The organism is Streptomyces sp. NBC_01233 (genome assembly GCF_035989305.1).
GTDB lineage: Bacteria > Actinomycetota > Actinomycetes > Streptomycetales > Streptomycetaceae > Streptomyces.
The window spans coordinates 5895705-5920762 of sequence record NZ_CP108514.1 but is presented as its reverse complement, the minus strand read 5'-3'; the positions used below and the strand labels follow the sequence as shown (position 1 = coordinate 5920762).

Genomic DNA, 25058 nt, shown 5'->3' with positions numbered 1-25058 from the left:
GTGGTGAGCACCACGTGGCAGCCCGGCGGCTGCCACGCGGTGCCCGGGCGGGGGTCAGCCGGCTTCGGGCTTCGGGCCCTTCAGCACCTTGCTGACCCACTCCAGGGAGCCTTCCTTCATGCCCCGGACGTAGTGCCAGCCGTTGTGCTCGCCGTTCTGGATGTCGCGGATGGTGATCTTGACGGGTCCCTTGCCGTACTGCTGCTGGAACTTCGCCATCCGCTCCTTTCCGCTCTCCTTCGTGCCGATCTGGAAGTTGATGTAGACCTCGGGGCCGTTGCCGTCGATCAGCTTCTTCGCGAGCTTCTCGGGGTTGTTCGCGTCCATCTCCGCCTGGTGGCCCTTCCACAGCGGGGAATCGGGAACGATCTCGCCGCCGCTGGCGATCACGGCCTTGAACCTGTCCGGGTGCTGCAGGACCGTCTTCATGCCGACGAAGGCGCCGGAGGAGGAGCCCATGAAGGCCCAGCCGTCACGGGACTTGTACGTACGGAAGTTGGCCTTGGCGAAGTCCGGGACGTCCTCGGCCATCCACGTGCCCATCTTGGCCTGGCCGGGGATGTCGGAGCCGTCGTAGTAGTACTTGGCGTCCGGGTTGAGCACCGGCATGACCACGATGAACGGCAGGCTGGTGCCGGCCCGGACGCCCTCGCTGATGGCCTTCTGGAGGCCGAGGCTGCGGTCGGACCAGTAATTGGCCGGGAAGCCGTTGCCGCCGGGGAGGGCGATGAGGACCGGGAAGCCGCTCTTGGCGTACTTCGGGTCGTCGTACTCCTTGGGCGCCCACACCCATACGTCGCCCTCGAAACCGGACTTCGCGCCCGCGAGGCGGGTCTTGGCGATGACCGTGCCGTCGTCGAGCTTGGTTGTCTGCTTGAAGTCGGACTTCGGGCCGGTCGGCATGAGCACGTCCGGGTCGCCGGAGGGCTTGGCCGGGGTGGCCGGGGATCCGGGCTCGCTCTTCTCCGCGGCCGGGGGCGGGGTCTTGCCGAAGCTCACCGCCTCGCCGTCGCCCGAGAACCAGTCGAGCTTCCACGCGGCGAAACCGCCGCCGCCGAGCAGGAGCGCGAGGGCGACCACCGCGCTGATCCATATTCGGCGCCGGGACCGCCTGGGCTGCGGGGGCTCGTCGGCGGGGGGCTGCCCGCCGTACTGCTGGTGCTGGTGCTGGTTCTGGTCCTGCTGCTGGGGCTGGTGCTGGTGCTGCGTGTACGGCTGCTGCTCCTGGTACTCCGGGTGGTCCTGATACCCCTGGTATCCCTGGCGCTGCGCCTGCGGCTGCTCGTAGGGGCCCCGACCCCGCCCCCGGGGCGGGTACTCCTCGTACGACGGCCGGTCATCAGGCCGCGGGCGCTGTGGGTACTGGTGCACGGACTTCGCTCCGAACGGTCTTGACTGCCCCCGAGGGCAGAACGGCTGGGCATCCCCTAGTGCTGATGCGCGAAACCCCCGCACAGTTCCAAATCCGAGCAAAAAACGACGGGGATCTCGGCGGAACCACGGCCCTCAGCGCTGGGCGTCGAGCACTTCCGTGCACCGCCCGAGCAGCCCGATGAGCAACTCCCGCTCCTCCGCGCTGAATGCGGCCGCGAGCGCCCGCTCCACCCGTACGGCGCCGGAGTCCGCCAGCTCCATCACCGCGCGCCCCTCGTCGGTGAGCCGGGTCTCCAACACGTTGCGGTGCCATTCGTGCGGGGTCCGCTCGATGAGCCCGCGCTCCTGGAGGTTCTTCAGGACGGTGTTCATGGTCGGCGGCGTCACCCCGCACAGCCGGGCGAGCGCGGCCGCGGAGATGCCGGGCTTCTCGGCCAGCCAGAGCAGCGCGGCGTACTGCGGAACCGTTACTGCGGCCGGCTTGCACGCAACGTTCTTCGCCGCGAGAAGTGCCTGCTCGGCGCGCTTGATGTGCGCACCGATGCGCTCCTCGGGGGGCATGGAGGTCATTCCCGCATCCTACGACCCTTGCATGCATTAGAGCTCTAACTTATCTTCGTCCTCACATATCGAGAAGAGGACACCTGTTCATGCGTGCACCGCAGAAGAAGTTCCTGCCCACCACGGTCCTGGCCCTCACCACGGCCCTGGCCGCGGCCCTCACCGTGGGCGCGGCACCCGCGCAGGCGACCGACGGCCGGATATCCACGGCCTTCGCCCTGCCCGGCGCGAAGGTCTACCCCGAGGGCATCGCCACGGACCCCCGCACCCGCACGGTCTACGTCGGCTCGTACGCGGACGGCACCGTCTACCGGGCCCGCCCCGGCCGGCCCGAGGCGGAGGTGTTCCTGCCCGCCGGCACCGACGGCCGGCACACGGCGAACGGCCTGCGGGTCGACGCCCACGGCCGCCTGTGGGTGACGGACTCCACCGCGGGCGTGGCGGTCTACGACACCGCCACCGGGGCGCGGATCGCCCACTTCGAGGTGGCCGCGGGGAGCGCCGCCCGCTTCGTCAACGACCTGACCGTCACCCCGGACGGCACCGCGTACCTGACCGACAGCGTCCGCGGCGTGGTCTACCGCGTGACCCCCGAGCAGCTGGCCGCCGGCAGCGGCGTCCTGACCGAGGCCTACGACCTCACTCCGGCCCTGCGCCCCCGGCCTGCGGGCGGGTTCAGCCTCAACGGCATCGCCTCCGACCGGACGGGCCGCTACCTCCTCACCGTCGACATGGTGGAGGGCGAGCTCTTCCGCATCGACCTGCGCACGGGTGCCGTCCGCCGGGTCGCCCTCACCGGAGGCGACCTGAAGGCCGCCGACGGACTCGACCTCTCCCCCGACGGCACCCTGCGCGTGGCGCACAACACCACCAACACGCTGACCCGCTGGCAGCTCTCCGCGGACGGCACCCGGGCCCGGCTGACCCGTACGATCACGGACCCGTCGCTGCAGATCCCCACCACCCTCGCCCGCACCCCGGGCCGCACGCTGGTCGTCCGCTCCCAGTTCGACAAGGGCGGTCCGATGTCCCCGGGCTCGGGCACCCCGACCACGTTCACGATCGCCTCGGTCCGCGGCTTCTGAGCGCGGCGGCCGGGGCCGTCAGTACTGCTTGAGCGTGATCGCCGTGGCGGCCCTGTGGATCGGTTCGACGGCCTTGGCCATGAGCCGGTCCCTGCCCGGGAGGCGGGAGAGCAGCGACAGCATCGCCATGGAGATCCGGACCTGGCCCGCGCTGCGCAGCACCATCCGCTTGATGTTGGCGGGCCCGAGCTCCTGGTTGCGCTCGGCGAAGGGGCGCATCTCGCGTTCGTACGCGGACAGTCCGGCGGCATGCTCACCGGCGGCTGCCGCCAGCTCACCGGCCAGGACGTACGCGCCGACCAGCGCGAGGCTGGTGCCCTGCCCGGAGGCGGGCGAGGCGCAGTAGGCGGCGTCGCCGAGCAGCGCGACCCGGCCGGTCGACCAGCGGTCCATGCGGACCTGGCTGAGCGAGTCGAAGTAGAAGTCCGGTGCCCCGTCCATGGCTTCGAGCAGCCGGGGCACCTCCCAGCCCTCGCCGGCGTAGGCGTCGGCCAGCAGCCGCTGCTGGCCGGCCCGGTCGCGCCGGTCGTACTCCAGTGGTGCGGAGGCGAAGAGGAACATGGCCTTGGCTCCGGCGTCCTTGGCCGTGCTGTAGGTGAGCGCGGTGCGGCCGGGGCCGACGTAGGTCAGCTCCCACCGGTCGAGGGCGAGGTGGTTGGGCACGCTGAAGATGGAGACGTAGTAGCCGAGGTCGCGCACGAACCGCGCCTCGTCGCCGAACGCCAGCGCACGGGTGGCGGAGTGCAGCCCGTCCGCACCGACGACGAGGCCGAAGTCCTGGACCCGGCCGCTCGCGAAGGTCACCGTCACCCCGGAGTCGCCCTCGTCGATGCCGGTGACGGAGTCGTCGAAGAGGTACTCGACCTCCCGCGCGGCCGCCTCGTACAGCAGCCGGTTGAGATCACCGCGCAGGATCTCCGCGTCCTCGCCCTGCCGGCCGCCGAAGGTGTCCCCGTCCATGCTGGCCACGCGCTTGCCGGCGGCGTTGACGACCGAGCCGCCGCGCACGTCCGTACGGTGCTTGCGGATGTCCTCCCGCAGCCCCATGCGCGTGACCACCTCGAGCGCCGCGCCCCGGATGTCGACCTTATAGCCCCCGTCGCGGATCTCGGGGGCCCGCTCCACCACGGTCGGCTTGAAACCGTGCCTGCGCAGCCAGTAGGCCAGCGCGGTACCGGCGATCCCGGCTCCGGATATCAGGACCGTTGCGTTCGTCATCGCGGTGACACTCTCCTTGCGTCGCAGGCGGGGCACGTGATCACGCGATCGTGCCAAGCCTCCGGGGCACCGGACAGGGATACCATCAAGTAACCTTGCGCAAGGGGAAGTTGAGCCACTCCATTCCGCTCTGCCCTCTGCTCAAAGGGCTTCGACCTCGACCTTGCGGCCGCGCTTCGCGGCGCGCACGTCGGCGACGGCGTACGGCAGTCCGGGCAGCAGCAGGAGCGGCGCGGCCCACAGCGGCAGAGCGAACAGCACCCCGTCACCGGCCAGCCGCTGGGTGACGATCGCCGCGGGCAGACCGACGGCGAGGCCGACCAGCCAGCTCTTCACCAAGCCGATGCTGCCCCGCCGCAGCTCCCAGGCGACCGTGGCCGTGCCGGTGGCCAGCCAGAAGGCGAGGAAGGCGGCGGTCACGTCCACCTCGGTGGTCCACCGGATCAGGTACGCGCCCAGCAGGAGGCAGCCGGCCACGAAGCAGGCCATGGCCAGCGTGCGCGGCGCCCGGCGGGAGAACGGGGCGCGGGCCCGCGCCCAGGACGCGGCGAAGGCCCGGACGTCCCGGCCGACGACGTCCTGCGCGGTGCGGCCGGCGGCCTCCGCGTCCTCGAGGTGCGCGGAGAGCTCGTCGAGCATCTCGCGCATCGAAGCCTCGTCGACCCCCCGGTACTCCCAGTTGCTGCGGCAGGCGGCGAGTATCTGCGCGTTCGTCATGATGTGCTGTCCCCCGTGGACTCCGTACCGGCCAGGATCCGGCCCACCGCCCCGGCGAAGGCCTGCCAGTCGGCCCGGCCGCCGCTCAGTTCGGTGCGCCCCGCCTCGGTCAGGCGGTAGTACTTGCGCGGGGCACCGCCACTGGGCGACGGAGCACGGTACGAGGACACGAGCCCCGCCCGCTCCATCCGAGCGAGCAGCGGATAGATGCTGCCGTCACTGACCAGCTCCATCCCACCGCCGGCCAGCGCCTCGGCGAACTCGAAGCCGTACCTCGGCCGCTCGGCGATCAACGACAGCAGACACAGGTCGAGCACCCCGCGCAGGAGCTGACTGCGCCGTTGGTCACCGGTCGCGGGCAGCTCCTTTGTCATGCGGCACAAGATAGTCCGCAACTACCTTGCACCGCAAGAAACCATGTCCGGACCGGCCGGCGTGCCGGGGCACTGCCCCGTGCGGACGTTCCCCTCCCGTCACCGGAGAAGCCCCGCGACGGTGGAGGAAAGGAGCGCGAGGAGGGTGAGGGTCGCTCCGAAGGTCACACCCCCGCGCATGAAGGCGGACGGACGCGATGCTCCCGCCGAGCGGGCGAGCAGTACCGCCGCGGCCGCGCTCAGCAGGGCGACCAGCGCGACGACGATCACGGTGACGACAATCAGGGCAACGACGGCTTCGAGCGGCATGGGCCCGCCGGTAGCCGTGCCCCAGGTAATCGGAGGCCGTCTCGGGCACGGCCGGCCAACTGGTCGATCAGCAGCAGGTCGAGCGCCACTTCCCACTCGTCGTGTGCGAGGCAGTCCCGGACGTCGGACCGTGATGTCGTTCTCGGTGGCCACTCCTTCGGACACCAGCAGTGAGGCGGCCTCGAGCATCCCTACGACATCCGTGCGCCGCGTATGGATCAAGGGCACAAGGCCCCCTCATGAGGGCTGCAATCGCTAGGGTTGTCCCATGACCGCACTGCCCGACTGGATGCGCCCGCCGCGTGCGGAAGGCTGGTTCGCGGAGGACCTCGACCGCCTACCGGAAGCACCGCGCCACACCGAGCTGATCGACGGAGCACTCGTCTTCATGATGTCGCCCCAGCGGTCCTGGCATGGCCGCCTCGTCACCGCCCTGACCACCACGCTCATGGCGCAGGCGCCGGCCGGCTTCGAGGTCGAGCGGGAAATGACGATCCGCCTGGATGCCCGCAACCGCCCCGAGCCGGACCTCCTGCTGACGGACCTGCCCTACGACCCCGACCGCACCTGGTACGCCCCGGAGGACGTGAAGCTCGTCGTGGAGGCGGTGTCACCCGAGTCCGCACATCGCGATCGCACAGTGAAACTCCGCAAGTACGCGGAGGCCGGCATCCCGCACTACTGGTGCATCGAGGACGAGGACGGGGCGCCCGTGGTCCACGTCTACGAGCTCGACGGACCGACTGGCTCCTACGCGCCCGCCGGTATCTTCCGGGGCACCCTCCAGCGGCCGGTGCCCTTCGAGGTCAGCCTGGACCTCGACAAGCTCACACCGCCACGCAGCAACTGACAGTCGGCTCGGGAATGCAGGAAGGGGCGGACTCACCAGAGTCCGACCCCTCCTGACCCGCATGTTTCTCACATGCAGTAACGAACCGACTAGACGTTGAAGCGGAATGCCTGAACCCCGATCCTGACCTGCGGCGGAGCCCGACACACCGCCCTGACCAGGCGCGCGTGGAACCGCCGCAGCCACGCCCCCGGCCGATGGACAGGGAATGCAAGCAGCGGGACGTCGGCTAGCAGCCTCCCGCCGATACAGACCGCGGCCACACTGAAGATTGACGCGCACAGCGGCGCCAACACGATCACGCCTGCGACCTCACGAACGGTAAGAGGTAAGAGAAGGAACTGCTCCCGGATCTCTGTCCCCGGAATTAGCCACCCAATCGGCGGCTCATCCCAACGCGTGCCCGCAACCCAGATTGTGTACACATGGCACACTCGGTACCCTTGAGGCATGACTCAGCCGCTGCCCATAGAGTCCATCCGCGACGTACGCGCTCACTTGGCCGAAGTCGTCGAACGGGCCGACCGCGACGACGTGCCCACTGTCATCACCCGTCGCGGCAAGCAGGTCGCCGCCGTGGTCTCGATCGAGGTACTGCGCAAGTACCAGGAGTGGGAAGAGCGCGAGATCAACCGCATCATCGACGAGCGCATGGCGAGCCCGGCCGCTGGCGTCCCGATCGAGGACGTGATGAGGGAGACGCTGGCACGCAGTGAGTGACTATCGCACGGTGTTCCGGCCCGAGGCCCAGGCCGAGCTGCGCAAGATCCCGCGTGACATGGCGCTTCGCATCCTGGCCAAACTGACAGAGCTGGAGAGCGACCCCTTCGGCTTCAACACCACCGCGCTCGTATCCCAGCCTGAGCGCCGCCGCCTACGGGTCGGCGACTACCGTGTCGTCTACACGATCGACAACGGGGAGCTGGTGGTGTGGGTCGTACACGTCGGACACCGCTCCACGGTCTACGACACGTAGCTGCTCCAGGTTCTGCGGACTGTTGCGGACAGCACAACGGCCTGACCTGCTTTCTCACAGGTCAGGCCGTTTGTCCACGTCCAATCAGACGTTGAAGCGGAATGCCTGAACCCCGATCCTGACCTGCGGCGGAGCCCGACACAGCGCCCTGACCAGGCATTTCTCCGTTGGCGTGCGTTGGGTCCCGGCGGCTGTTTACGGGTGTCCTGCGGACTGTCTGCGGACTGGCCTACGGGGTCTCGACGGAGTCGAGGTGCCTCCGCAGCTCCGCCGCGAGCTCGTCGTCGCCACCCTCGGCCGGCAGCGGCCACGGGTCCTGCTCGCCGTTCGCCACAGCGAGGCTGCTCGCGAACCAGACGAGGTGCGGTGCGGGCACAAAGGAGTCCCGAAGCCACCGCGCGAAGACAGCGGCTTCGCCTGCGGTCACATCGGTCAGAGTGATGAAGGCATAGTCGGGCTTAGGCATCGACGCCGTCCCGTCGATCCATACGCCAGGCGCCAGCTCGATCTCGAAATCGAGGACGGGGACGCTGTGGATGGCCGAGATCCGATAGTCCACGGTGGGCTCGGGGAATGCCTCCCTCAGAGCCCTCTCCAGAGACTCGGCCGTGGCGCGCCAAGCTCCGCCGTCGCCCTGGGGCGGGTAGAAGGCGAAATTGGTGCGGATATTCCGTTCAGTGGGCACGGTCTTCCTCTGTCTCACGGCACGTATCGCGTCGAGCCCGGCGTACCCGACATCGCCATCATGGACTGCCAGTAGGCAGCGTTGTCCTTGCCGTTCGTGACGATCTCCAGTCCCCGGATCTCGCTGTTCGCGGGGTTCTCCATTGCTTGCTTGTACCGGACGAGCTCCTTCTCGTCTCCGGCGTACATGGAGTCGATGACGGGATCCCAAGCGATCTTTCCCTGCGAGTCCACCTTGACCGGTTTGGCCAAAGTCTCTTCCAAGCGGTCCAGGGATCGGAAGCTCTTCTTCTTGCAGTCGGGATCACGAACGTGCTTCGCCTCGACGAGGTATCCGTCAACGGGCCGTATGCCGTCCACCATTAGTCCACGGTTCTTCCCGGCCAGTGGCACCTCCCGTTCCGAATACCCGGAAGTGCGCAGCTGGTAGGCGTTGTCCGGGTCGCTCGGGCCTCCGCCGCCGGCGAAGCCGCCAGGCGTTGGAATGCCTGCCCGCCAACCTTGGCCGCTGGCGGAGCCGCGTTCAACGCCCTGACCGAGCATTTCTCCGAGGCCGTCGACGGCCTCCACCGAGCAGGTTGCCCTGTGCCCGACAGAGGGCGCAGGCTGGACCTAGCGGTGACCCGGGGTGACCGGGTCAGGAAGCGAGGCTTGCGATGAGCACGCTCATGGAACAGATCGACATCGATGCTCCGGCGGCCGCCGCCTGGGAGCAGCTGCACCGCTTCGACGATTACCCGAAGTTCGTTTCCGGCCTGCGGCACGCGAACACGCGCGGCGCCGATGTGGCCCATCTCGACGTCAAGGCGGGCGGCAGAGAGCGGGAGTTGGAGGCCACGATCACCGACGGCGACGCCGGGCGGGTGATGGCCTGGGAGACCGCCGACAGTCCGGGCCTGAAGGGAGAGTTCACACTGCGGGCGTTGGACGCCGGCCACACCCGCGTCCAGGTCCGGCTCGACTACGACCCGGACGCAGTCCGGGAGACCTTCGGCGGCCCGAAGGGCTTCGCCCAGTCCGACGCGATCGCCCAGACCGTCCGGGGCGACCTTGAGCGATTCAAGGGTCTGGTCGAAAGGTGACCCCCTGGGCCCGGCCGACGGGGCGGCCCGCGTCAGCAGCCACGTCGGGCCCGGCGGCTTCTCCGCCCATGTCGCCGAAGCCCTCGATCAGCGGGTCGCCATGGACAAACTCCGGGAGATCGTTGCCGACTTCGAGACCGACAATAATGAGCTCACCCGCGAGGAGATCGAGGCCGCCCGCGCACTGTTGCGCCATGACCACCGGCAGGCCGGCGGAGCCGCCGCCTTGAAGCGGAATATCGACGACTCCGCGATGACCTGCGGGAACAGCTCACGCGCAGGACCGATCCAGCGTGGATCCAGCAACCGTCCAGGGTGCCGGGCCATCCCGACCCCAGAGGCTGTCCGGTGCAACCGGACCACAAAACGACATCGCCATCACCATCGAGATGGTATCGTTTTGCGTAGTACACCTCCCGGAGAAGGGAAGCAAACCATGGCTCGGACAGTCATCGATCTCGACGAGGACATGGTCGCCGAGGCTATGCGCATCTTCGGCACCAAGACCAAGGCGAAGGCCGTGCGACTGGCCATGGAGGACGCCGTCAAGCGCCACCTGCGCCAAGAGTTCTTCGACGCCATGGACTCAGGCGAGCTCGACTTCAGCGAGATCATCGAGAACACCGGCCCCCGCAACGCCGACGGCTCCCTCAAGCGCACAGGCGGCCAGGCCGCCTGATGCAAGGCCGCTACCTCATCGACAAGTCCGCCCTCGCTCGATGGTCGAACCCCCCGGTAAAAGACGCGCTCCAGCCGCTGCACGAGCGCTACCTGCTAGCCGTGTGCCAGCCCACCGAATACGAAATGGTGCACTCCGCCCGCACCACCGCAGAAGCGCTGCGCATCAGCACCTGGCTCCACGCATTCGACTACCTCACCTGTGACGACGACACCTTCACCCGTGCCCTGGAGACCCAGCGCCACGCCCTCAACGCCGGCTTCCACCGCGCTCTGTCCCTCCCCGATCTGCTCATCGCCGCCACCGCGGAACTGCACCGGCTGACCGTCCTCCACTACGACGGCGACTTCGACATGATCGCCTCCATCACCGGACAGCCGACCCAATGGGTGGTACCCCCGGGTAGCGCCGACCACTGAGCTGATTCCATCCTGATGGTTGCCGGCCAGTGGGGCTGGCGCGGGGTGGCCTTCCCCTCAGGGTCGACCCGTTCTGCGGACTGTTGCGGACAGCAGAACGGCCCGACCCGCGTCCTCGCAGGTCAGGCCGCCTCTGGGTGCGCGATCAGACGTTGAAGCGGAACTCGACCACGTCGCCGTCCTGCATGACGTAGTCCTTGCCCTCCATGCGGGCCTTGCCCTTGGCGCGGGCTTCGGCGACCGAGCCGCAGTCGACCAGGTCCGCGAAGGAGATGACCTCGGCCTTGATGAAGCCGCGCTGGAAGTCGGTGTGGATCACGCCGGCGGCCTCCGGGGCGGTGGCGCCCTGCTTGATGGTCCAGGCGCGGGTTTCCTTCGGGCCGGCCGTCAGGTAGGTCTGCAGGCCCAGGGTGGTGAAGCCGACGCGGCCCAGGGTGGCCATGCCCGGCTCGTCCTGGCCGACCGACTGGAGGAGTTCGAGGGCTTCCTCGTCGTCCAGCTCGACCAGGTCCGCCTCCAGCTTGGCGTTCAGGAAGATCGCCTCCGCCGGGGCGACCAGCGCGGACTGCTCCGCCTTGAACGCGTCGTCCGTCAGCTCGTCCTCGTCCACGTTGAAGACGTAGAGGAAGGGCTTGGTGGTGAGGAGGTGGAGCTCGTGGAGGAGGTCGCCCTGCTCCGTGCCCTTGGTGATGCCGCGGGAGAAGAGGGTGTGCCCCTCCTCCAGGATGTTCTGGGCCTTCTCGACGGCGGCCAGGACCGCGACCTTCTCCTTCTGGAGACGGGACTCCTTCGTCAGGCGCGGCACCGCCTTCTCGATGGACTGGAGGTCGGCGAGGATCAGCTCGGTGTTGATCGTCTCGATGTCGTCCTTCGGCGAGACCTTGCCGTCGACGTGGACGACGTTCTCGTCCTTGAAGGCGCGGATGACCTGGCAGATCGCGTCCGACTCGCGGATGTTCGCGAGGAACTTGTTGCCCAGGCCCTCGCCCTCCGAGGCGCCGCGGACGATGCCCGCGATGTCGACGAAGTCGACCGTCGCCGGGAGGATTCGCTGCGAGCCGAAGATGCCGGCCAGCACGGCGAGGCGCTGGTCCGGGACGCCGACGACGCCGACGTTCGGCTCGATCGTGGCGAACGGGTAGTTGGCCGCCAGCACGTCGTTCTTGGTCAGGGCGTTGAACAGGGTCGACTTGCCGACATTCGGCAGGCCGACGATTCCGATCGTGAGCGACACGTTGGCGACTTCCCGTAGCTGGAGGGGGCGGCGGCCCGGAGGTGGGCCACCGGACAGTTTACTTTCCGATGAGTGGCGGTGGATGTACGCGTGTCCGGGGCCCGATCCGGCCGCCTCCCCGCCTAGTTTGGTGGGGTGGAGCAATACAGCACGCGACCGGCCCCTCACCCGCAGCGACCTCCGGCCCAGCGTCGGCGGCCGCCGACGGGCGTGCCCGCCCAGGGCGGCGCCGCGCGGCCCGCGCCGGCTCGGCGGATGCCCCGGCCCCGGCTGACCGGGCTCGGCGGCGGGCTGTTCGCGTGCGCCGGCATGGTGCTCGTCGCCGGGATCTGCTGGCTGCTCTTCAGCTCCTCGCTCTTCGTCTACGGGCTGCTCTTCGTGCCCGTCGCGGCCGCCGCCGCGCTCTGGGTACGGCCCGCCGACCTGATCACCGCGCCGATCAGCGCCCCCATCGCCTTCGCCGCCGGGGTGTGGCCCATCTCGGGCGGCTCCGGCGGCTTCGGCGGGCAGCTGATGGGGCTGGTGTCCGCCCTGTCCCTGCACGCCGGCTGGCTGTACGCGGGCACGCTGGTCGCCGCGCTGATCGTCGTCGTGCGCAAGGCGGCGCTGATCGGGAAGAGGCGGCTCCCCCGCCGGACCGCCTCGACCTCCTAGCCCTGGCCCTGGCCCTCGCCCTGATCCTGGCCCCGGCCCTGGCCCGGGGCGGACCCCTTCGCCGCCATCGCCGCGCCCACGATCCCCGCGTTGTTCTGCAGCTTCGCCGGCACGATCTCGGCCCGGACGCCCTCGATCAGCGGAAGGAACTTCTCCGGCTTGCGGCTGACGCCGCCGCCGATGATGAAGAGGTCGGGGGAGAAGAGCATCTCCACGTGCTCCAGGTACCTCTGCACCCGGTGCGCCCAGCGCTCCCAGGTGAGGCCGTGGTCCTCCTTGGCCTTCACCGACGCCCGCGTCTCCGCGTCGTGGCCCTTCAGCTCCAGGTGTCCGAGCTCCGTGTTCGGGACCAGCAGCCCGTCCCGGAACAGGGCGCTCCCGATGCCCGTGCCGAGCGTGAGCAGGATGACGGTGCCGTCCCGCCCCTTCCCGGCCCCGTACGTCATCTCCGCGATCCCCGCCGCGTCCGCGTCGTTGAGGACCGTGACCGGCCTGCCGTCCAGGCGCCCCGAGAGCAGGTCCGCCGTGTCGACGCCGATCCAGGCCTTGTCCATGTTGGCCGCCGTACGGGTGACGCCGCCCGTGACCACCCCGGGGAAGGTGACGCCCACCGGGCCGTCCCAGTCGAATTGGCGCACCACCTCGACGACGCAGCCGGCCACCCTGTCGGGGGTGGCCGGCTGCGGTGTCAGTACTTTGTGGCGCTCTTGCGCCAGGTCGCCACGGTCCAGGTCCACGGGAGCGCCCTTGATCCCGGATCCGCCGATGTCCACGCCGAAGATCTGCATGGACATACCGTACGAAAGGAGTTACTTGTCGGCGACCAGTTCGGCGGCCTCCGCGCGCAGGTCGCGACGGAGTTCCTTGGGCAGCGAGAAGACGATCGACTCCTCGGCGGTCTTGACGATCTCCACGTCGGCGTAACCGCGCGCCGCGAGCCACTCCAGGACCTCCTCGACCAGGACCTCCGGCACCGAGGCGCCCGAGGTGAGGCCGACGGTGGTGACGCCCTCCAGCCAGGCCTCGTCGATCTCGCTCGCGAAGTCGACGAGGTACGCGGCGCCCGCGCCCGCGTCGAGCGCGACCTCGACCAGCCGGATGGAGTTCGAGGAGTTCTTCGAGCCGACCACGATGACCAGGTCGGAGTCGGCGCCCATCACCTTGACGGCGGCCTGCCGGTTCGAGGTGGCGTAGCAGATGTCGTCGCTCGGCGGCGAGACCAGCAGCGGGAACTTGGTCTTCAGCGCGTCGACTGTCTCCATCGTCTCGTCGACCGAGAGGGTGGTCTGCGACAGCCAGACGACCTTCGACTCGTCCCGCACCTCGACGTTCGCGACGTCGTCCGGGCCGTCGACGATCGTGATGTGGTCCGGGGCCTCGCCGGAGGTGCCGATGACCTCCTCGTGGCCCTCGTGGCCGATGAGGAGGATGTCGAAGTCCTCGTTCGCGTACCGGATGGCTTCCTTGTGCACCTTGGTGACCAGGGGGCAGGTGGCGTCGATCGTCGCCAGCTTGCCGCGCGCCGCCTCCTCGTGCACCACCGGCGCCACGCCGTGCGCGGAGAACATCACGATGGAGCCCTCGGGCACCTCCTCCGTCCGCTCGACGAAGATGGCGCCCTTCTTCTCCAGCGTCTGGACGACGTACTTGTTGTGCACGATCTCGTGGCGGACGTAGACCGGCGCGCCGTACTGCTCGAGAGCCTTCTCGACAGCGATCACGGCTCGGTCGACGCCCGCGCAGTAGCCGCGAGGGGCGGCGAGCAGGACACGGCGGGAAGCGGCAGCAGTCATGCCCTCCATCGTACGGGGGTCCCCAGCAGGCCGTTCGTCCCCCGTCCGTCCCACACTTGATCGCAAGCGTGTTCACAGCGTCCCTCGGAGGGCCGATGGCGTCGGGTACGGATCCCAGTGCGGCGGCCCCGGTCCCGGAGCGGGCCCCGGCCGGCCCGCTGCGGCGGAACCTCGGCTTCCGGGACCTGGTCGTCTACGGCCTGCTCCTCATCGCCCCCATGGCTCCGGTCGGGGTCTTCGGCACCCTGGACGCCAAGTCGCACGGCGCGGTCGCCCTCGTCTACCTCACGGCGACCGTCGCGATGGCCTTCACGGCCATCTCCTACGCCCAGATGGTGCGGGTCGCCCCACAGGCCGGCTCGGTCTTCACCTACGCCCGCAAGGGCCTGGGCGAGGGGCCCGGGCTGATCGCCGGATGGATGGCGATGCTCGACTACCTGCTGATCCCGGCGGTCGCGTACCTCTTCTCGGGGATCGCGATGAACGCGCTGGTGCCGGAGGTCTCCCGGTGGGTGTGGACGGCCCTGGCCGTCGTGGTCACCACCCTCCTCAACCTGTGGGGCGTACGGGCGGCCGCGCGCGTGGGCTTCGCCGTGCTGGCCATGGAGATCCTCGTCCTGCTCGTCTTCCTGGTCGCCGCGGTGACCGTCCTGGCCCAGGGCGGGGCGCAGCGCGGCTGGCTCTCGCCGCTGACCGGCGACGGCTCGCTCGGCTTCAGCGCGGGCGCCGTACTGGGCGCGGTGTCGGTGGCGGTGCTGTCGTACCTCGGCTTCGACGCGATCGCCTCCTTCGCCGAGGAGGTGCGTGAGAAGGGGCGCGAAGCTCCTTGGAAGGGTGGTGGCGGGCGACGGGCGGGCGGCTCGGAGCGCGTGGCGCGGGCGGTGCTCTTCTGCCTGGCGCTGGCCGGGCTGCTGTTCGTCGCGCAGAGCTATCTGGCGGCGCTGCTCATGCCCGTCTCCGCGGCGGAGCTGGCGGCCGATCCGGGGCTGCAGGGACCGGCCTTCTACGACGCGGTGGAGTCCTCGGTCGGCACCTGGCTGCACGACCTGGTGGCGGTCAGCAAGGCGATCGGGGCGGCCTTCGCGGCGCTGGCGGGGCAGGCGGCGGCCGGGCGGCTGGTGTTCGCGATGGCCCGGGAGGGGCGGCTGCCCCGGGCGCTCGCGCGGACCTCGCACGGCACCCCGCGGCTCGCCCTGCTGGTGGCGGCCACCATCACGCTGGTCGCCGCCGTGTGGGCGGCCCGGCGCGACGACGGGCTGGACCACCTGGTGTCCGTCGTGGATGTCGGGGCGCTGGTGGCCTTCACCCTGCTGCACGCGTCGGTGGTGGGCTGGTTCGTGGTGAAGCGGCGGGAGGGCCCGCCGGTCTGGTGGAAGCACCTGGTGATGCCGGTGCTCGGCGCCGCGGTGACCGTCGCGGTGATCGTGGAGGCCTCCTGGACGGCGCAGGTGGTGGGGGCGGTGTGGCTGGCGGTGGGCCTGGGCGTGCTCCTCGCCCAGCGCGGCAGACGCGGCGGACCGGCCGGGCCGGGCGCACCGGACGGACCGAGTTCACCCGGCGCACCCGGCGTCTCGCGTGCACCCGGCGCACCTGGCGTCTCACGCGCGCCGGGCGTCTCACGTAAGCCTGGCGTCTCACGTACACCTGGCGTCTCACGTACACCTGGCGACTCACCCGCACCGGGCGCCTCACGCGCACCGGGCGGACCCGTGGATTCCGCGTCCCCGGGCCCCGACACCCGCCCCGGAGCCTGAGACGCTGAAGCTGAACGGAAAATCGAACCTCAGCCGGGCAGGCGGCAGCGTCCGTTCCGCGGAGCGGGACGGACGTCGGGAACGAGGAGTGCGGTCAGGCCGCAGTAGTGGGGGCGGCGAGGGTGACCTGGTGGCCGAGGGCCTGGAGCTGGCGGACGAGGTCGCGGGTCTTGCGGGCGGGGTTGAGATGTCGCTGGTGCCAGTCGGCGCCGAGTTCCTGGTAGCGGGCGTCGGGGTCGTTGATCAGGTGCCAGGTGATGACGAGTATCGAGCGGGCGACGGCGACGAGGGCTTTGGCGTGGCCGCGGCGTTTGACGATCCTGCGGTAGCGGGCGCCGAGGAAGGTGTCGGTGCGGGCGGCGGCGTTGGCGGCCTCGCCGAGGGCGCCCTTGAGCCAGGGGTTGCCTTTGCCGGCTGGGCCGGTGGTGTTCTTCGCTCCGGACTGGATCGTGCGGGGGCACAGCTTCGCCCAGGAGACCAGGTGCTCGGGGGTGGGGAAGCGGCTCATGTCCAAGCCGATCTCGGCGAGGATGATCTGGGCGGTGGCCGGTCCGATGCCGGGGACCGCGTCCAGACGCTCGGCCAGTTCCCGCGCGGTCACAGCGTCACGGGCTGACGACGTGCTGGTGTCGTCTGTGCGGGGCGGTCCGGTTCCGGTGCCGTCGTGCGGGGCCCTGGTCTGTTCCATGAGGTCGGCGATCAGCCGGTCGAGTTCCCGGACCTGCGCGGTGAGGTGGTCGATGGTGCCCAGCAACACTCCCAGCAGGCGGCCGTGATGTTCTTCGAACTGCCCGGTGAGTGCCTCGGCCAGGGCCGGCTTCTTCTTCACCAGGCTCCCCTTGGCGAGATCCGCCAGAGCTCGGGGGTTGCGTTCACCGGCGGCCAGGACGTCGAGCATGGCCCGGCCGGAGAGGCCGAAGAGGTCCGAGACAACGTCGGACAGCTTGATCTGCGCGTCCTGCAGGGCCTTGTCCACCCGGTGCTTGTGCCGGGTGCGTTCCTGGATGAAGACCGTGCGGGTGCGGGTGAGGTCCCGTAGCTGCCGGACCGGCTTGGGCGGTACGAACGAAGCGCGGACCATGCCGCGTTCGGCGAGCTTGGCCAGCCAGACCGCGTCCAGCTTGTCGGTCTTCGGCCGGCCCGGGACGTTCTTCACATCGCGGGCGTTGACCAGCCAACATTCCAGGCCACGGGCCTCCAAGAGGTAGAAGAAGGGCCGCCAGTACGAGCCCGTCGCCTCCATCACCACCCGCTGGACACCCTGGCAGACCAGCCGGTCGCCGAGCTCGAGGATCGCGTTCGTGGTGGACGCGACCGTCCAGACCTGCTGGACGCGCCGGCCTTCAATGGTGTCGTGCGGGACGCGCAGACACACCATCCCGGACGCCTTGGCGATGTCGATCGCCGCGACCCGGGCAACACTTCCGTCGTCGTGGTCCTCCCTGGACTCCTCCATCGTCTTCCTCCCCTTGCGCAAGGTGCGGGCGGGGGCTGCCCGGGAAGCCTGAGGGGAGACAGAGAAGCTGAACGGCGTGCTCGAGACGACAGTGTGCGGCCCCTCGGACGGCTCCCTCACCAGACTCCTATGCGGGCTCACAGCCCAAACATCAAGCGGCGTCGGCGGACAGCCCCCGTACCGATTTTCACGCTCGCGAGGCGTCAACCGCAGGTGAACGGCTGACTCCTATCAGGTCATGTTCCACCTGGCCGGAGCCATGAAGAACGGGCCCCGGCAGCCGGACGGTACAGCCGGAAGACAACCCAGCAGGGTGTCAGTCAGTGGCAGAGCCACGACCACCGGAACCCGCTACGAGTATCAATGTCAGCGGCGCCCGTTAGCCTGCGTGCATGGGTCTGAATACGTCGGCCGAGGCGCCGCTGCCGGTAGGCCAGGTGTCCCGGCTCATCGGGGGCTGGATCGAGCGGCTCGGTCAGGTGTGGGTGGAAGGGCAGATCACGCAGCTCTCGCGGCGGCCGGGGGCGGGGGTGGTCTTCCTGACGCTGCGCGATCCCTCGCACGACATCTCGGTCAGCGTGACCTGCTTCCGCCAGGTTTTCGACGAGGTCGCGGACGTGGTCTCGGAGGGCGCGCGGGTCGTCCTGCTGGCCAAGCCGGAGTGGTACGCCCCGCGCGGGCAGCTGTCCCTGCGGGCCACGGAGATACGGCCCGTCGGCATCGGCGAGCTCCTCGCCCGGCTGGAGCGGCTCAAGCGGTCGCTGGCCTCCGAGGGGCTCTTCGCACTGGAGCGCAAGAAGCCGCTGCCCTTCCTGCCGCAGCTGATCGGGCTGGTGGTCGGGCGGGCCTCGGCGGCCGAGCGCGACGTCCTGGAGAACGCCCGGCGCCGCTGGCCGGCCGTCCGCTTCGAGGTGCGCAACGTCGCCGTTCAGGGGGTGCACGCGGTGCCCCAGGTGGTCCAGGCGGTCAAGGAGCTCGACGCCCTGGACGAGGTCGACGTGATCATCGTGGCGCGCGGCGGAGGCAGCGTGGAGGACCTGCTGCCCTTCTCCGACGAGGAGGTCGTCCGCACGGTCGCGGCGGCCCGCACCCCCGTGGTCTCGGCGATCGGCCACGAGCCCGACTCCCCGCTGCTGGACCTGGTCGCGGACGTACGGGCCTCCACGCCCACGGACGCGGCGAAGAAGGTGGTCCCGGACGTGGGCGAGGAGCTGGAGCGGGTACGCCAGCTGCAGGGCCGGGGGCTGCGCGCGGTGACCGGTCTGCTCGACCGGGAGGAGCGGGGGCTCGCGCACGCCCTCGCCCGGCCGGTCTTCGTCCACCCGCAGCGGATGGTGGAGATCCGGGAGGACGAGCTGGACGCGCTGCTGGCGCGCGGCCGGCGCACGCTCGGGCACCTGCTGGACCGGGCCGACTCGGAGCTCGCCCACACCCTCGCCCGGGTGGTGGCGCTGTCCCCGGCCGCGACCCTGGAGCGCGGGTACGCCGTACTGCAGCGGGCCGACGGCCATGTGGTGCGTTCGCCGGAGGGACTCGGGACGGACGAGGTGCTGCGCGCCCGGGTGGCGGAGGGCACCTTCTCCGTACGGGTCGCTCCGCCCGAGTAGCGGGCAGCGGGCAGCGGGCAGCGGGCAGCGGGCAGCGGGCAGCGGGCAGCGGCACCCGGAAACACGACACACGGCCGCAACCAACTGGTTGCACTACACACATAGGGTGGAAAAGGGAATGGCAGAGGCCGAGACCGCGCTGGGATACGAGCAGGCCCGCGACGAGCTCATCGAGGTCGTCCGCAAGCTGGAGGCGGGCGGGACCTCGCTGGAGGACTCGCTGGCGCTCTGGGAGCGCGGCGAGGAGCTGGCGAAGGTATGCCGGCACTGGCTGGAGGGGGCCCGGGCCCGGCTGGACTCGGCGCTGGCGGCGCGCGAGCCGGCCGAGGAGGAGTGATCCCGGTCACCATCACAGGCATTTAGTTGAAAATTCATCTACTTCGGCCGTAGAGTCTGGGACATCGCTTCACCTCCGTATGGAAGAAGGCTTTCCGATGTCTCTCGTTCTTGACTCCGCCGCGCAGGACCTGCTGTTCCGCGAGGCCCGCACGGCCAACTCGTTCTCGGACGAGCCGGTCACCGAGGAGCAGGTCCAGGCGATCTACGACCTGGTGAAGTTCGGCCCCACCGCGTTCAACCAGACGCCGCTGCGCATCACCCTGGTCCGCTCCCCCGAGGCCCGCGAGCGCCTCGTGAAGCACATGGCCGAGGGCAACGCGGCGAAGACCGCCACCGCGCCGCTGGTCGCGATCCTCTCCGCGGACAACGAGTTCCACGAGGAGCTCCCGCAGCTGCTGCCGCACTTCCCGCAGGCCAAGGACATGTTCTTCGCCGAGCGCCCGGTCCGCGAGCAGTCCGCGCTGCTGAACGCCGCCCTGCAGGCCGCGTACTTCATCGTCGGCGTCCGCGCCGCCGGTCTGGCCGCGGGCCCGATGACCGGCGCCGACTTCGGCGGCATCCAGAAGGAGTTCCTGGACGCCGACCACACCCCGCTGATGGTCGTCAACATCGGCAAGCCGGGCGAGGACGCCGCCTTCCCGCGCTCCCCGCGCCTGGCGTTCGACGAGGTCGTCACCACCGTCTGAGCCCGGCCGCGGCCCTAGCCGCAGACCGCAGTACGCGAGAAGGGCCGTGCGCCCCGGGATCCCGGGGCGCACGGCCCTTCTCGCGTACTGCGCCGGCCGGCCGGTCCGGTCCCGCAGGGCACCGGGCCAGGTCGCACGCAACCGGCTCGGGGCGCATGGCACCGGCCCTGCCCGTACCGGACCGGCTCGGCCCGGACGGGACGGGGCCTAGCTGCCCTGCTTGTACTCCAGCGCCGCCGCCAACGCGCCGAGCTGCTCGAACGAGGCCGTCCCCGTCACCACCGTGACGTGGCCCTGCTCCTGGCGGACGAGGGCGTCGTACTTCTCGCCGTCCCAGCGTTCCCAGGCCGTGTCGCCGACCTGCTGGGTCTGTCCGGTGGCCGTCGCCTGCCGGGTGACCCGGGCGAGGTACTTGGGCGAGGTGTCCGTGGACTGCTCCACCGCCGCGTACTGCTTCTCCGGGTCGAGGAAGCCCAGGTGCCAGGCGTTGGCGTTCTTGCGCTCGTACGTCACCGAAGTCGCCCGCCACTGCTCCGGGAGCCCCACGGGGGCCGCCACCGGGTACGGGGCCGCACGCCGGGCCGTGATCGTCTCCACCCGGTAGTCGACCGCGTGCGTCGGATCGGCGTCCTCGTCATGGGGGACGAAGAGGTAGATCCCGGCGACGACGATGCCGATCACCCCCAGCGACCGGATCATGTCCCAGACCGTCTGCTTGCCTTTCATACCTGCCACGGCACCATCGTCCCGCATCACAGGGGGGCGATCACCGCCGGGGTCGCGCCGGCGAGCCGGACGGCGGACGCTTGAGATTCGTCCGGAGGTCCGCAAGGTGTCCGCTCAGGCCAAACGCCTGACCGATATTCCGCTCATACGTGACCCGCCCTGCTCAATATGTCGACGTACCGATAGAGTTCCAGCACCCTCACTTCCCGGCCGTCGCCGTACAGAAAGGTGCGCTCCGATGACCGAGCACAACCTGCCGCCCCAGCTCGAAGTCTCTCCGGAGGCCCCCGACCGCAACCTCGCCCTGGAACTCGTCCGGGTCACCGAGGCCGCCGCCATGGCCGCGGGCCGGTGGGTCGGGCGCGGCGACAAGCTCGGCGCCGACGGCGCCGCGGTCAACGCGATGCGGACTCTGATCTCCACCGTCTCGATGAACGGCGTCGTCGTCATCGGCGAGGGCGAGAAGGACGAAGCCCCGATGCTCTTCAACGGCGAGCGGGTCGGTGACGGCACCGGCGCCGAGGTCGACATCGCCGTGGACCCGATCGACGGCACCACCCTGAACGCCAAGGGCATGCCGAACGCCATCGCCGTGCTCGCCGCCGCCGACCGCGGCACCATGTTCGACCCGTCCGCGGTCTTCTACATGGAGAAGCTCGTCACCGGTCCCGAGGCCGCCGACTTCGTCGACATCAACGCCCCCGTCTCGGTCAACATCCGCCGCGTCGCCAAGGCCAAGAACATGGCCGTCGAGGACGTCACCGTCATCATCCTGGACCGCCCCCGCCACGAGGGCATCGTCAAGGAGATCCGCGAGACCGGCGCCCGGATCAAGTTCATCTCGGACGGCGACGTCGCGGGCTCGGTCATGGCGGTGCGCGAGGGCACCGGCGTGGACCTGCTCCTGGGCATCGGCGGCACCCCCGAGGGCATCATCTCGGCCTGCGCCATCAAGTGCCTCGGCGGCACGATCCAGGGCAAGCTGTGGCCGAAGGACGAGGCCGAGCGCCAGAAGGCCATCGACGCGGGCCACGACCTGGACCGCGTCCTGCACACGAACGACCTGGTGTCCGGCGACAACGTCTTCTTCGTCGCCACCGGCATCACGGACGGCGAGCTGCTGCGCGGCGTCCACTACCGCTCGGAGACCGCGACGACGTCCTCGCTGGTCATGCGCTCGAAGTCGGGCACGATCCGGCAGATCGACTCCACGCACCGCCTGTCGAAGCTGCGCGCGTACAGCGCGATCGACTTCGACCGCGCGCAGTAGGCCGGCAGCAGGCCGGCAGCGCGCGTCCACAGCGAGAGGGGCGGTCACCGTGTGCGGCGGTGACCGCCCCTCTGCCGTGTCCATGCGGCTCATGCGGACTGTGCGGCTCATACGGGCTGTGCGGCCCGTACGGGGCTGCGTGAGCCCCCGGCCGGCCGCGGTGCGGGCCCGGACGGCGCCGGCCGTCGGCGGGAGCTAGCCCGCGGCTGCGACGGGGCCGGCCGCCGGGGCCTGGCGCAGCTCGGCCGCCCTGCGGCGCATGCGCGCCAGGACCACCCGGCGCTCGGCGGCGGTGAGGCCTCCCCAGACCCCGTACGGCTCGGGCTGGAGGAGTGCGTGCTGCCGGCAGGCGACCATGACCGGGCAGCGGGCACAGACGCGCTTGGCGGCCTCCTCGCGGGAGAGCCGGGCCGCCGTGGGCTCCTTGGAGGGGGCGAAGAACAGCCCCGCCTCGTCCCTGCGGCACACCGCCTCCGCATGCCATGGGCCGTCCTCAGCCCTCGCCGGCACCCGCGGTTTCGGCACGGCGGCAACCTTCAGGGACTGATGCGGCGGATGCGGCACGGTCTACTCCTGACGACGGGTACGCGAGCGAGAGACGATGCACCTGTCCCTACCCGCTGCACGCGCCCCTATGCACCGGGTGCCGCCGGGCGCCGGGGGTTCGTCCGAAACGCGACCCTCGCCGTGAGCGGCTTTCAGCCGTCCAGGCGCTTGCGCAGTTTGCGGGCCAGATCGACCAGGCGGGCGCCCGGTTTGGGCCGTGCCTCGATGTTGCCGAGCAGGGCGAAGCCCCGGACGATCACCACCGGCGCCTGCGGGTCGCTCTGCCCGCGGCTCTCGCCGCGCACCTCGAAGTTGCCGAGGACCCCGCTGCCGTAGCCGCGCAGGGTGACGTTCTCCGGGACCAGGACCTCGACGTTTCCGAGGACGCAGGTCACGTTGATCTCGGTGACCTGCTGCTCGAAGACGGCCTCGGTGAGGTCGATGTTGATGTCGCCCATCACGGAGACCGCGCGGGTGTGCGCGCCGGGCCGCCAGCGACCCTTGCGGGCGGAGCTGCTGCACACGGCGACGATCGTCTCCGCGGGGCCGCCGGCCGGCGCCGTGGGGCCCGCCGTCGCGAACGGGGCATGGGCGCCGCCGGGTGCGGGCAGATCCCGTACGAGACCTTCCAGCTCGCCGACCGTCTTGAAGGCGTACAGCGAGTCGAGGCGCTCGGAGTGCTCGTCGGAGGTCAGTCGGCCTTCGGCGAGGGCGTCGCCGAGGATCTGCGCGATCCGGTCCCGGTCGGCGTCGGAGGCGCGCAGCTCGGCGGGAGAGGCTGCGGCTGCGGGGGCGGCGGGTTGCTTTTCCAGGTCCACGGCACCCAGCATAGCGAGACACGATAGATCGCGATACTACCGAGTGAGCCTTACCTCACAGACACGTCCCCGCCGGGAGGTTCTACGCTGGTGGACTGCGCTGCCAATTGGTCGCCAGCGCTGTCTGCCGAGTGAGGATTGGCCACACGATGCCGGAGTTCGCGTACACCGACCTGCTGCCCCTGGGCGAGGACACCACCCCCTACCGGCTGGTGACCGCCGAGGGCGTGTCCACCTTCGAGGCGGACGGCCGTACGTTCCTCAAGGTCGAGCCCGAGGCACTGCGCAAGCTCGCCGAAGAGGCCATCCACGACATCCAGCACTTCCTGCGCCCCGCGCACCTCGCGCAGCTGCGCCGCATCATCGACGACCCCGAGGCCTCCTCGAACGACAAGTTCGTCGCCCTCGACCTCCTCAAGAACGCGAACATCGCGGCGGCCGGCGTCCTGCCGATGTGCCAGGACACGGGCACGGCGATCGTGATGGGCAAGCGCGGCCAGAACGTGCTGACCTCAGGAGGCGACGAGGCGGCGCTGTCGCGCGGCATCTACGACGCCTACACCCGCCTGAACCTGCGCTACTCGCAGATGGCCCCGATCACCATGTGGGAGGAGAAGAACACCGGCTCGAACCTGCCCGCGCAGATCGAGCTGTACGCGACCGACGGCGGCGCGTACAAGTTCCTCTTCATGGCCAAGGGCGGCGGCTCGGCCAACAAGTCCTTCCTCTACCAGGAGACCAAGGCGGTCCTCAACGAGGCCTCCATGATGAAGTTCCTGGAGGAGAAGATCCGCTCGCTCGGTACGGCGGCCTGCCCGCCCTACCACCTGGCGATCGTCGTCGGCGGCACCTCCGCCGAGCACGCGCTGAAGACCGCGAAGTACGCCTCCGCGCACTACCTGGACGAGCTGCCCACCGAGGGCTCCGCCACGGGCCACGGCTTCCGTGACCTCGGCCTGGAGGAGAAGGTCTTCGAGCTCACCCAGAAGATCGGCATCGGCGCGCAGTTCGGCGGCAAGTACTTCTGCCACGACGTCCGCGTGGTCCGCCTGCCGCGCCACGGCGCCTCGCTGCCCGTCGCCATCGCCGTGTCCTGCTCGGCCGACCGCCAGGCCACCGCGAAGATCACCGCCGAGGGCGTCTTCCTGGAGCAGCTGGAGACGGACCCGGCGCGCTTCCTGCCGGACACCACGGACTCGCACCTCGACGAGTCCGCGAACGTGGTCTCCATCGACCTCAACCAGCCGATGGACGAGATCCTGGCGACCCTGACCAAGCACCCGGTCAAGACCCGCCTCTCGCTGACCGGCCCGCTGGTCGTGGCGCGCGACATCGCGCACGCCAAGATCAAGGAGCTGCTGGACTCGGGCGCCGAGATGCCGCAGTACCTCAAGGACCACCCGGTCTACTACGCCGGCCCCGCGAAGACCCCCGAGGGCTACGCCTCGGGCTCCTTCGGCCCGACCACGGCCGGCCGCATGGACTCCTACGTCGAGCAGTTCCAGGCGGCGGGCGGCTCCAAGGTCATGCTCGCCAAGGGCAACCGCTCCCAGCAGGTGACGGACGCGTGCGGCACGCACGGCGGCTTCTACCTGGGCTCGATCGGCGGCCCCGCGGCGCGCCTGGCGCAGGACTGCATCAAGAAGGTCGAGGTCCTGGAGTACGAGGAGCTCGGCATGGAGGCGGTCTGGAAGATCGAGGTCGAGGACTTCCCGGCCTTCATCGTCGTCGACGACAAGGGCAACGACTTCTTCCGGAACCCGGCCCCGGAGCCGACGTTCACCCACATCCCGGTCCGCGGCCCGGGCCTGTAACGCGCCTGACCGAGGGCTCCTCCCCCGAACGGG

30 protein-coding genes are annotated in these 25058 nt (G+C 70.1%); 14 read left to right on the top strand and 16 right to left on the bottom strand.

The annotated features are described in order from the left end of the window. Positions 1–54 precede the first annotated feature (54 nt). Both OG332_RS28375 and OG332_RS28370 read right to left on the bottom strand, forming a co-directional pair. Positions 55–1371: an alpha/beta hydrolase gene (locus tag OG332_RS28375; RefSeq protein WP_442816214.1), complete on the bottom strand. Its 1317-nt coding sequence runs from the start codon at positions 1369–1371 to the stop codon at positions 55–57. Between the two features lie 135 nt (positions 1372–1506). Beyond that, positions 1507–1944: a MarR family winged helix-turn-helix transcriptional regulator gene (locus OG332_RS28370; protein WP_327416114.1), complete on the bottom strand. Its 438-nt coding sequence runs from the start codon at positions 1942–1944 to the stop codon at positions 1507–1509. Positions 1945–2024: 80 nt separating this feature from the next. Here OG332_RS28370 and OG332_RS28365 point away from each other — a divergent pair, with 80 nt between their 5' ends. Then, on the top strand, positions 2025–3020 hold the full coding sequence (locus tag OG332_RS28365) for an SMP-30/gluconolactonase/LRE family protein (RefSeq protein ID WP_327416113.1): 996 nt from the start codon (positions 2025–2027) through the stop codon (positions 3018–3020). Between the two features lie 18 nt (positions 3021–3038). Here the strand turns inward: OG332_RS28365 and OG332_RS28360 are convergent, their stop codons facing one another. The 4 genes from OG332_RS28360 to OG332_RS28345 all read right to left on the bottom strand — a co-directional run bounded on the left by OG332_RS28360 (position 3039) and on the right by OG332_RS28345 (position 5638). Beyond that, positions 3039–4238, bottom strand: coding sequence for an FAD-dependent monooxygenase (locus OG332_RS28360; protein WP_327416112.1), 1200 nt, complete (start codon positions 4236–4238; stop codon positions 3039–3041). 141 nt (positions 4239–4379) lie between these two features. Next, on the bottom strand, positions 4380–4955 hold the full coding sequence (locus tag OG332_RS28355) for a hypothetical protein (protein ID WP_327416111.1): 576 nt from the start codon (positions 4953–4955) through the stop codon (positions 4380–4382). Beyond that, complete coding sequence (locus OG332_RS28350) at positions 4952–5329, bottom strand: PadR family transcriptional regulator (protein ID WP_319723399.1); 378 nt, start codon at positions 5327–5329, stop codon at positions 4952–4954. The genes OG332_RS28355 and OG332_RS28350 overlap by 4 nt, the downstream gene beginning before the upstream one ends. A gap of 99 nt (positions 5330–5428) precedes the next feature. Then, on the bottom strand, positions 5429–5638 hold the full coding sequence (locus OG332_RS28345) for a hypothetical protein (protein ID WP_327416110.1): 210 nt from the start codon (positions 5636–5638) through the stop codon (positions 5429–5431). Positions 5639–5906: 268 nt separating this feature from the next. Between OG332_RS28345 and OG332_RS28340 the strand changes: the two genes are divergently transcribed. The 3 genes from OG332_RS28340 to OG332_RS28330 all read left to right on the top strand — a co-directional run bounded on the left by OG332_RS28340 (position 5907) and on the right by OG332_RS28330 (position 7464). Beyond that, positions 5907–6488, top strand: coding sequence for a Uma2 family endonuclease (locus OG332_RS28340; protein ID WP_327416109.1), 582 nt, complete (start codon positions 5907–5909; stop codon positions 6486–6488). A 450-nt stretch (positions 6489–6938) separates the two neighbouring features. Continuing rightward, entirely contained in the window at positions 6939–7208 is a 270-nt protein-coding gene (locus OG332_RS28335) for a type II toxin-antitoxin system Phd/YefM family antitoxin (protein WP_060180502.1), read from the top strand. Beyond that, the gene (locus OG332_RS28330; RefSeq protein WP_030207783.1) at positions 7201–7464 is read left to right on the top strand and encodes a type II toxin-antitoxin system RelE family toxin; all 264 of its coding nucleotides are present in this window, start codon (positions 7201–7203) and stop codon (positions 7462–7464) included. Before OG332_RS28335 ends, OG332_RS28330 begins: the two co-directional genes overlap by 8 nt. A gap of 229 nt (positions 7465–7693) precedes the next feature. Here OG332_RS28330 and OG332_RS28325 read toward each other — a convergent pair whose 3' ends face one another. Both OG332_RS28325 and OG332_RS28320 read right to left on the bottom strand, forming a co-directional pair. Further along, positions 7694–8149 carry a hypothetical protein gene (locus OG332_RS28325; protein WP_327416108.1) on the bottom strand — a complete coding sequence of 152 codons (456 nt, stop codon included), beginning with the start codon at positions 8147–8149 and terminating at the stop codon, positions 7694–7696. Positions 8150–8163: 14 nt separating this feature from the next. Continuing rightward, positions 8164–8718: a restriction endonuclease fold toxin-2 domain-containing protein gene (locus tag OG332_RS28320; protein ID WP_327416107.1), complete on the bottom strand. Its 555-nt coding sequence runs from the start codon at positions 8716–8718 to the stop codon at positions 8164–8166. A gap of 86 nt (positions 8719–8804) precedes the next feature. Here OG332_RS28320 and OG332_RS28315 point away from each other — a divergent pair, with 86 nt between their 5' ends. Next, the gene (locus tag OG332_RS28315; protein WP_327416106.1) at positions 8805–9230 is read left to right on the top strand and encodes an SRPBCC family protein; all 426 of its coding nucleotides are present in this window, start codon (positions 8805–8807) and stop codon (positions 9228–9230) included. On the opposite strand, the gene OG332_RS28310 is transcribed toward OG332_RS28315, so the two are convergent. Then, the gene (locus OG332_RS28310; protein WP_327416105.1) at positions 9208–9426 is read right to left on the bottom strand and encodes a hypothetical protein; all 219 of its coding nucleotides are present in this window, start codon (positions 9424–9426) and stop codon (positions 9208–9210) included. The two genes, OG332_RS28315 and OG332_RS28310, sit on opposite strands and share 23 nt — an antisense overlap. A 240-nt stretch (positions 9427–9666) precedes the next feature. On the opposite strand from OG332_RS28310, the gene OG332_RS28305 reads away from it, so the two are divergent. Together OG332_RS28305 and OG332_RS28300 are read left to right on the top strand one after the other, a co-directional pair. Next, positions 9667–9909 carry a type II toxin-antitoxin system VapB family antitoxin gene (locus tag OG332_RS28305; RefSeq protein WP_031144348.1) on the top strand — a complete coding sequence of 81 codons (243 nt, stop codon included), beginning with the start codon at positions 9667–9669 and terminating at the stop codon, positions 9907–9909. Continuing rightward, positions 9909–10328, top strand: coding sequence for a PIN domain nuclease (locus tag OG332_RS28300; protein ID WP_327416104.1), 420 nt, complete (start codon positions 9909–9911; stop codon positions 10326–10328). The genes OG332_RS28305 and OG332_RS28300 overlap by 1 nt, the downstream gene beginning before the upstream one ends. Positions 10329–10473: 145 nt before the next feature. On the opposite strand, the gene ychF is transcribed toward OG332_RS28300, so the two are convergent. Then, complete coding sequence (ychF, locus tag OG332_RS28295) at positions 10474–11562, bottom strand: redox-regulated ATPase YchF (RefSeq protein WP_327416103.1); 1089 nt, start codon at positions 11560–11562, stop codon at positions 10474–10476. A gap of 255 nt (positions 11563–11817) precedes the next feature. Here ychF and OG332_RS28290 point away from each other — a divergent pair, with 255 nt between their 5' ends. Further along, positions 11818–12216: a DUF6542 domain-containing protein gene (locus OG332_RS28290; RefSeq protein ID WP_327416102.1), complete on the top strand. Its 399-nt coding sequence runs from the start codon at positions 11818–11820 to the stop codon at positions 12214–12216. Here the strand turns inward: OG332_RS28290 and ppgK are convergent. Continuing rightward, a complete protein-coding gene (ppgK, locus tag OG332_RS28285) occupies positions 12213–13004 on the bottom strand; it encodes a polyphosphate--glucose phosphotransferase (protein WP_327416101.1) in 792 nt (263 codons plus the stop codon). The two genes, OG332_RS28290 and ppgK, sit on opposite strands and share 4 nt — an antisense overlap. A gap of 21 nt (positions 13005–13025) precedes the next feature. Further along, complete coding sequence (locus OG332_RS28280; RefSeq protein WP_327416100.1) at positions 13026–14018, bottom strand: 4-hydroxy-3-methylbut-2-enyl diphosphate reductase; 993 nt, start codon at positions 14016–14018, stop codon at positions 13026–13028. An 86-nt stretch (positions 14019–14104) separates the two neighbouring features. Here OG332_RS28280 and OG332_RS28275 point away from each other — a divergent pair, with 86 nt between their 5' ends. Further along, on the top strand, positions 14105–15763 hold the full coding sequence (locus OG332_RS28275; protein ID WP_327416099.1) for an APC family permease: 1659 nt from the start codon (positions 14105–14107) through the stop codon (positions 15761–15763). A gap of 94 nt (positions 15764–15857) precedes the next feature. Here the strand turns inward: OG332_RS28275 and OG332_RS28270 are convergent, their stop codons facing one another. Continuing rightward, on the bottom strand, positions 15858–17219 hold the full coding sequence (locus OG332_RS28270) for an IS110 family transposase (protein ID WP_327416098.1): 1362 nt from the start codon (positions 17217–17219) through the stop codon (positions 15858–15860). Positions 17220–17611: 392 nt separating this feature from the next. On the opposite strand from OG332_RS28270, the gene xseA reads away from it, so the two are divergent. The 3 genes from xseA (at position 17612) to OG332_RS28255 (ending at position 19851) form a co-directional block, all read left to right on the top strand. Then, complete coding sequence (xseA, locus tag OG332_RS28265; RefSeq protein WP_327416097.1) at positions 17612–18826, top strand: exodeoxyribonuclease VII large subunit; 1215 nt, start codon at positions 17612–17614, stop codon at positions 18824–18826. A gap of 118 nt (positions 18827–18944) precedes the next feature. Continuing rightward, positions 18945–19163 carry an exodeoxyribonuclease VII small subunit gene (locus tag OG332_RS28260; RefSeq protein WP_319723379.1) on the top strand — a complete coding sequence of 73 codons (219 nt, stop codon included), beginning with the start codon at positions 18945–18947 and terminating at the stop codon, positions 19161–19163. Positions 19164–19260: 97 nt separating this feature from the next. Continuing rightward, positions 19261–19851, top strand: coding sequence for a malonic semialdehyde reductase (locus OG332_RS28255; RefSeq protein WP_327416096.1), 591 nt, complete (start codon positions 19261–19263; stop codon positions 19849–19851). A 207-nt stretch (positions 19852–20058) separates the two neighbouring features. On the opposite strand, the gene OG332_RS28250 is transcribed toward OG332_RS28255, so the two are convergent. Beyond that, positions 20059–20577, bottom strand: coding sequence for a DUF4245 domain-containing protein (locus OG332_RS28250; RefSeq protein ID WP_327419393.1), 519 nt, complete (start codon positions 20575–20577; stop codon positions 20059–20061). 238 nt (positions 20578–20815) lie between these two features. On the opposite strand from OG332_RS28250, the gene glpX reads away from it, so the two are divergent. Continuing rightward, positions 20816–21847 carry a class II fructose-bisphosphatase gene (glpX, locus tag OG332_RS28245; protein WP_030159594.1) on the top strand — a complete coding sequence of 344 codons (1032 nt, stop codon included), beginning with the start codon at positions 20816–20818 and terminating at the stop codon, positions 21845–21847. Between the two features lie 195 nt (positions 21848–22042). Here the strand turns inward: glpX and OG332_RS28240 are convergent, their stop codons facing one another. Together OG332_RS28240 and OG332_RS28235 are read right to left on the bottom strand one after the other, a co-directional pair. Then, positions 22043–22411 carry a WhiB family transcriptional regulator gene (locus OG332_RS28240; protein WP_327416095.1) on the bottom strand — a complete coding sequence of 123 codons (369 nt, stop codon included), beginning with the start codon at positions 22409–22411 and terminating at the stop codon, positions 22043–22045. Positions 22412–22545: 134 nt separating this feature from the next. Then, positions 22546–23211 carry a DUF1707 SHOCT-like domain-containing protein gene (locus tag OG332_RS28235; RefSeq protein WP_327416094.1) on the bottom strand — a complete coding sequence of 222 codons (666 nt, stop codon included), beginning with the start codon at positions 23209–23211 and terminating at the stop codon, positions 22546–22548. Between the two features lie 149 nt (positions 23212–23360). On the opposite strand from OG332_RS28235, the gene OG332_RS28230 reads away from it, so the two are divergent. Then, a complete protein-coding gene (locus tag OG332_RS28230) occupies positions 23361–25025 on the top strand; it encodes a fumarate hydratase (protein ID WP_327416093.1) in 1665 nt (554 codons plus the stop codon). Positions 25026–25058: the final 33 nt, after the last annotated feature.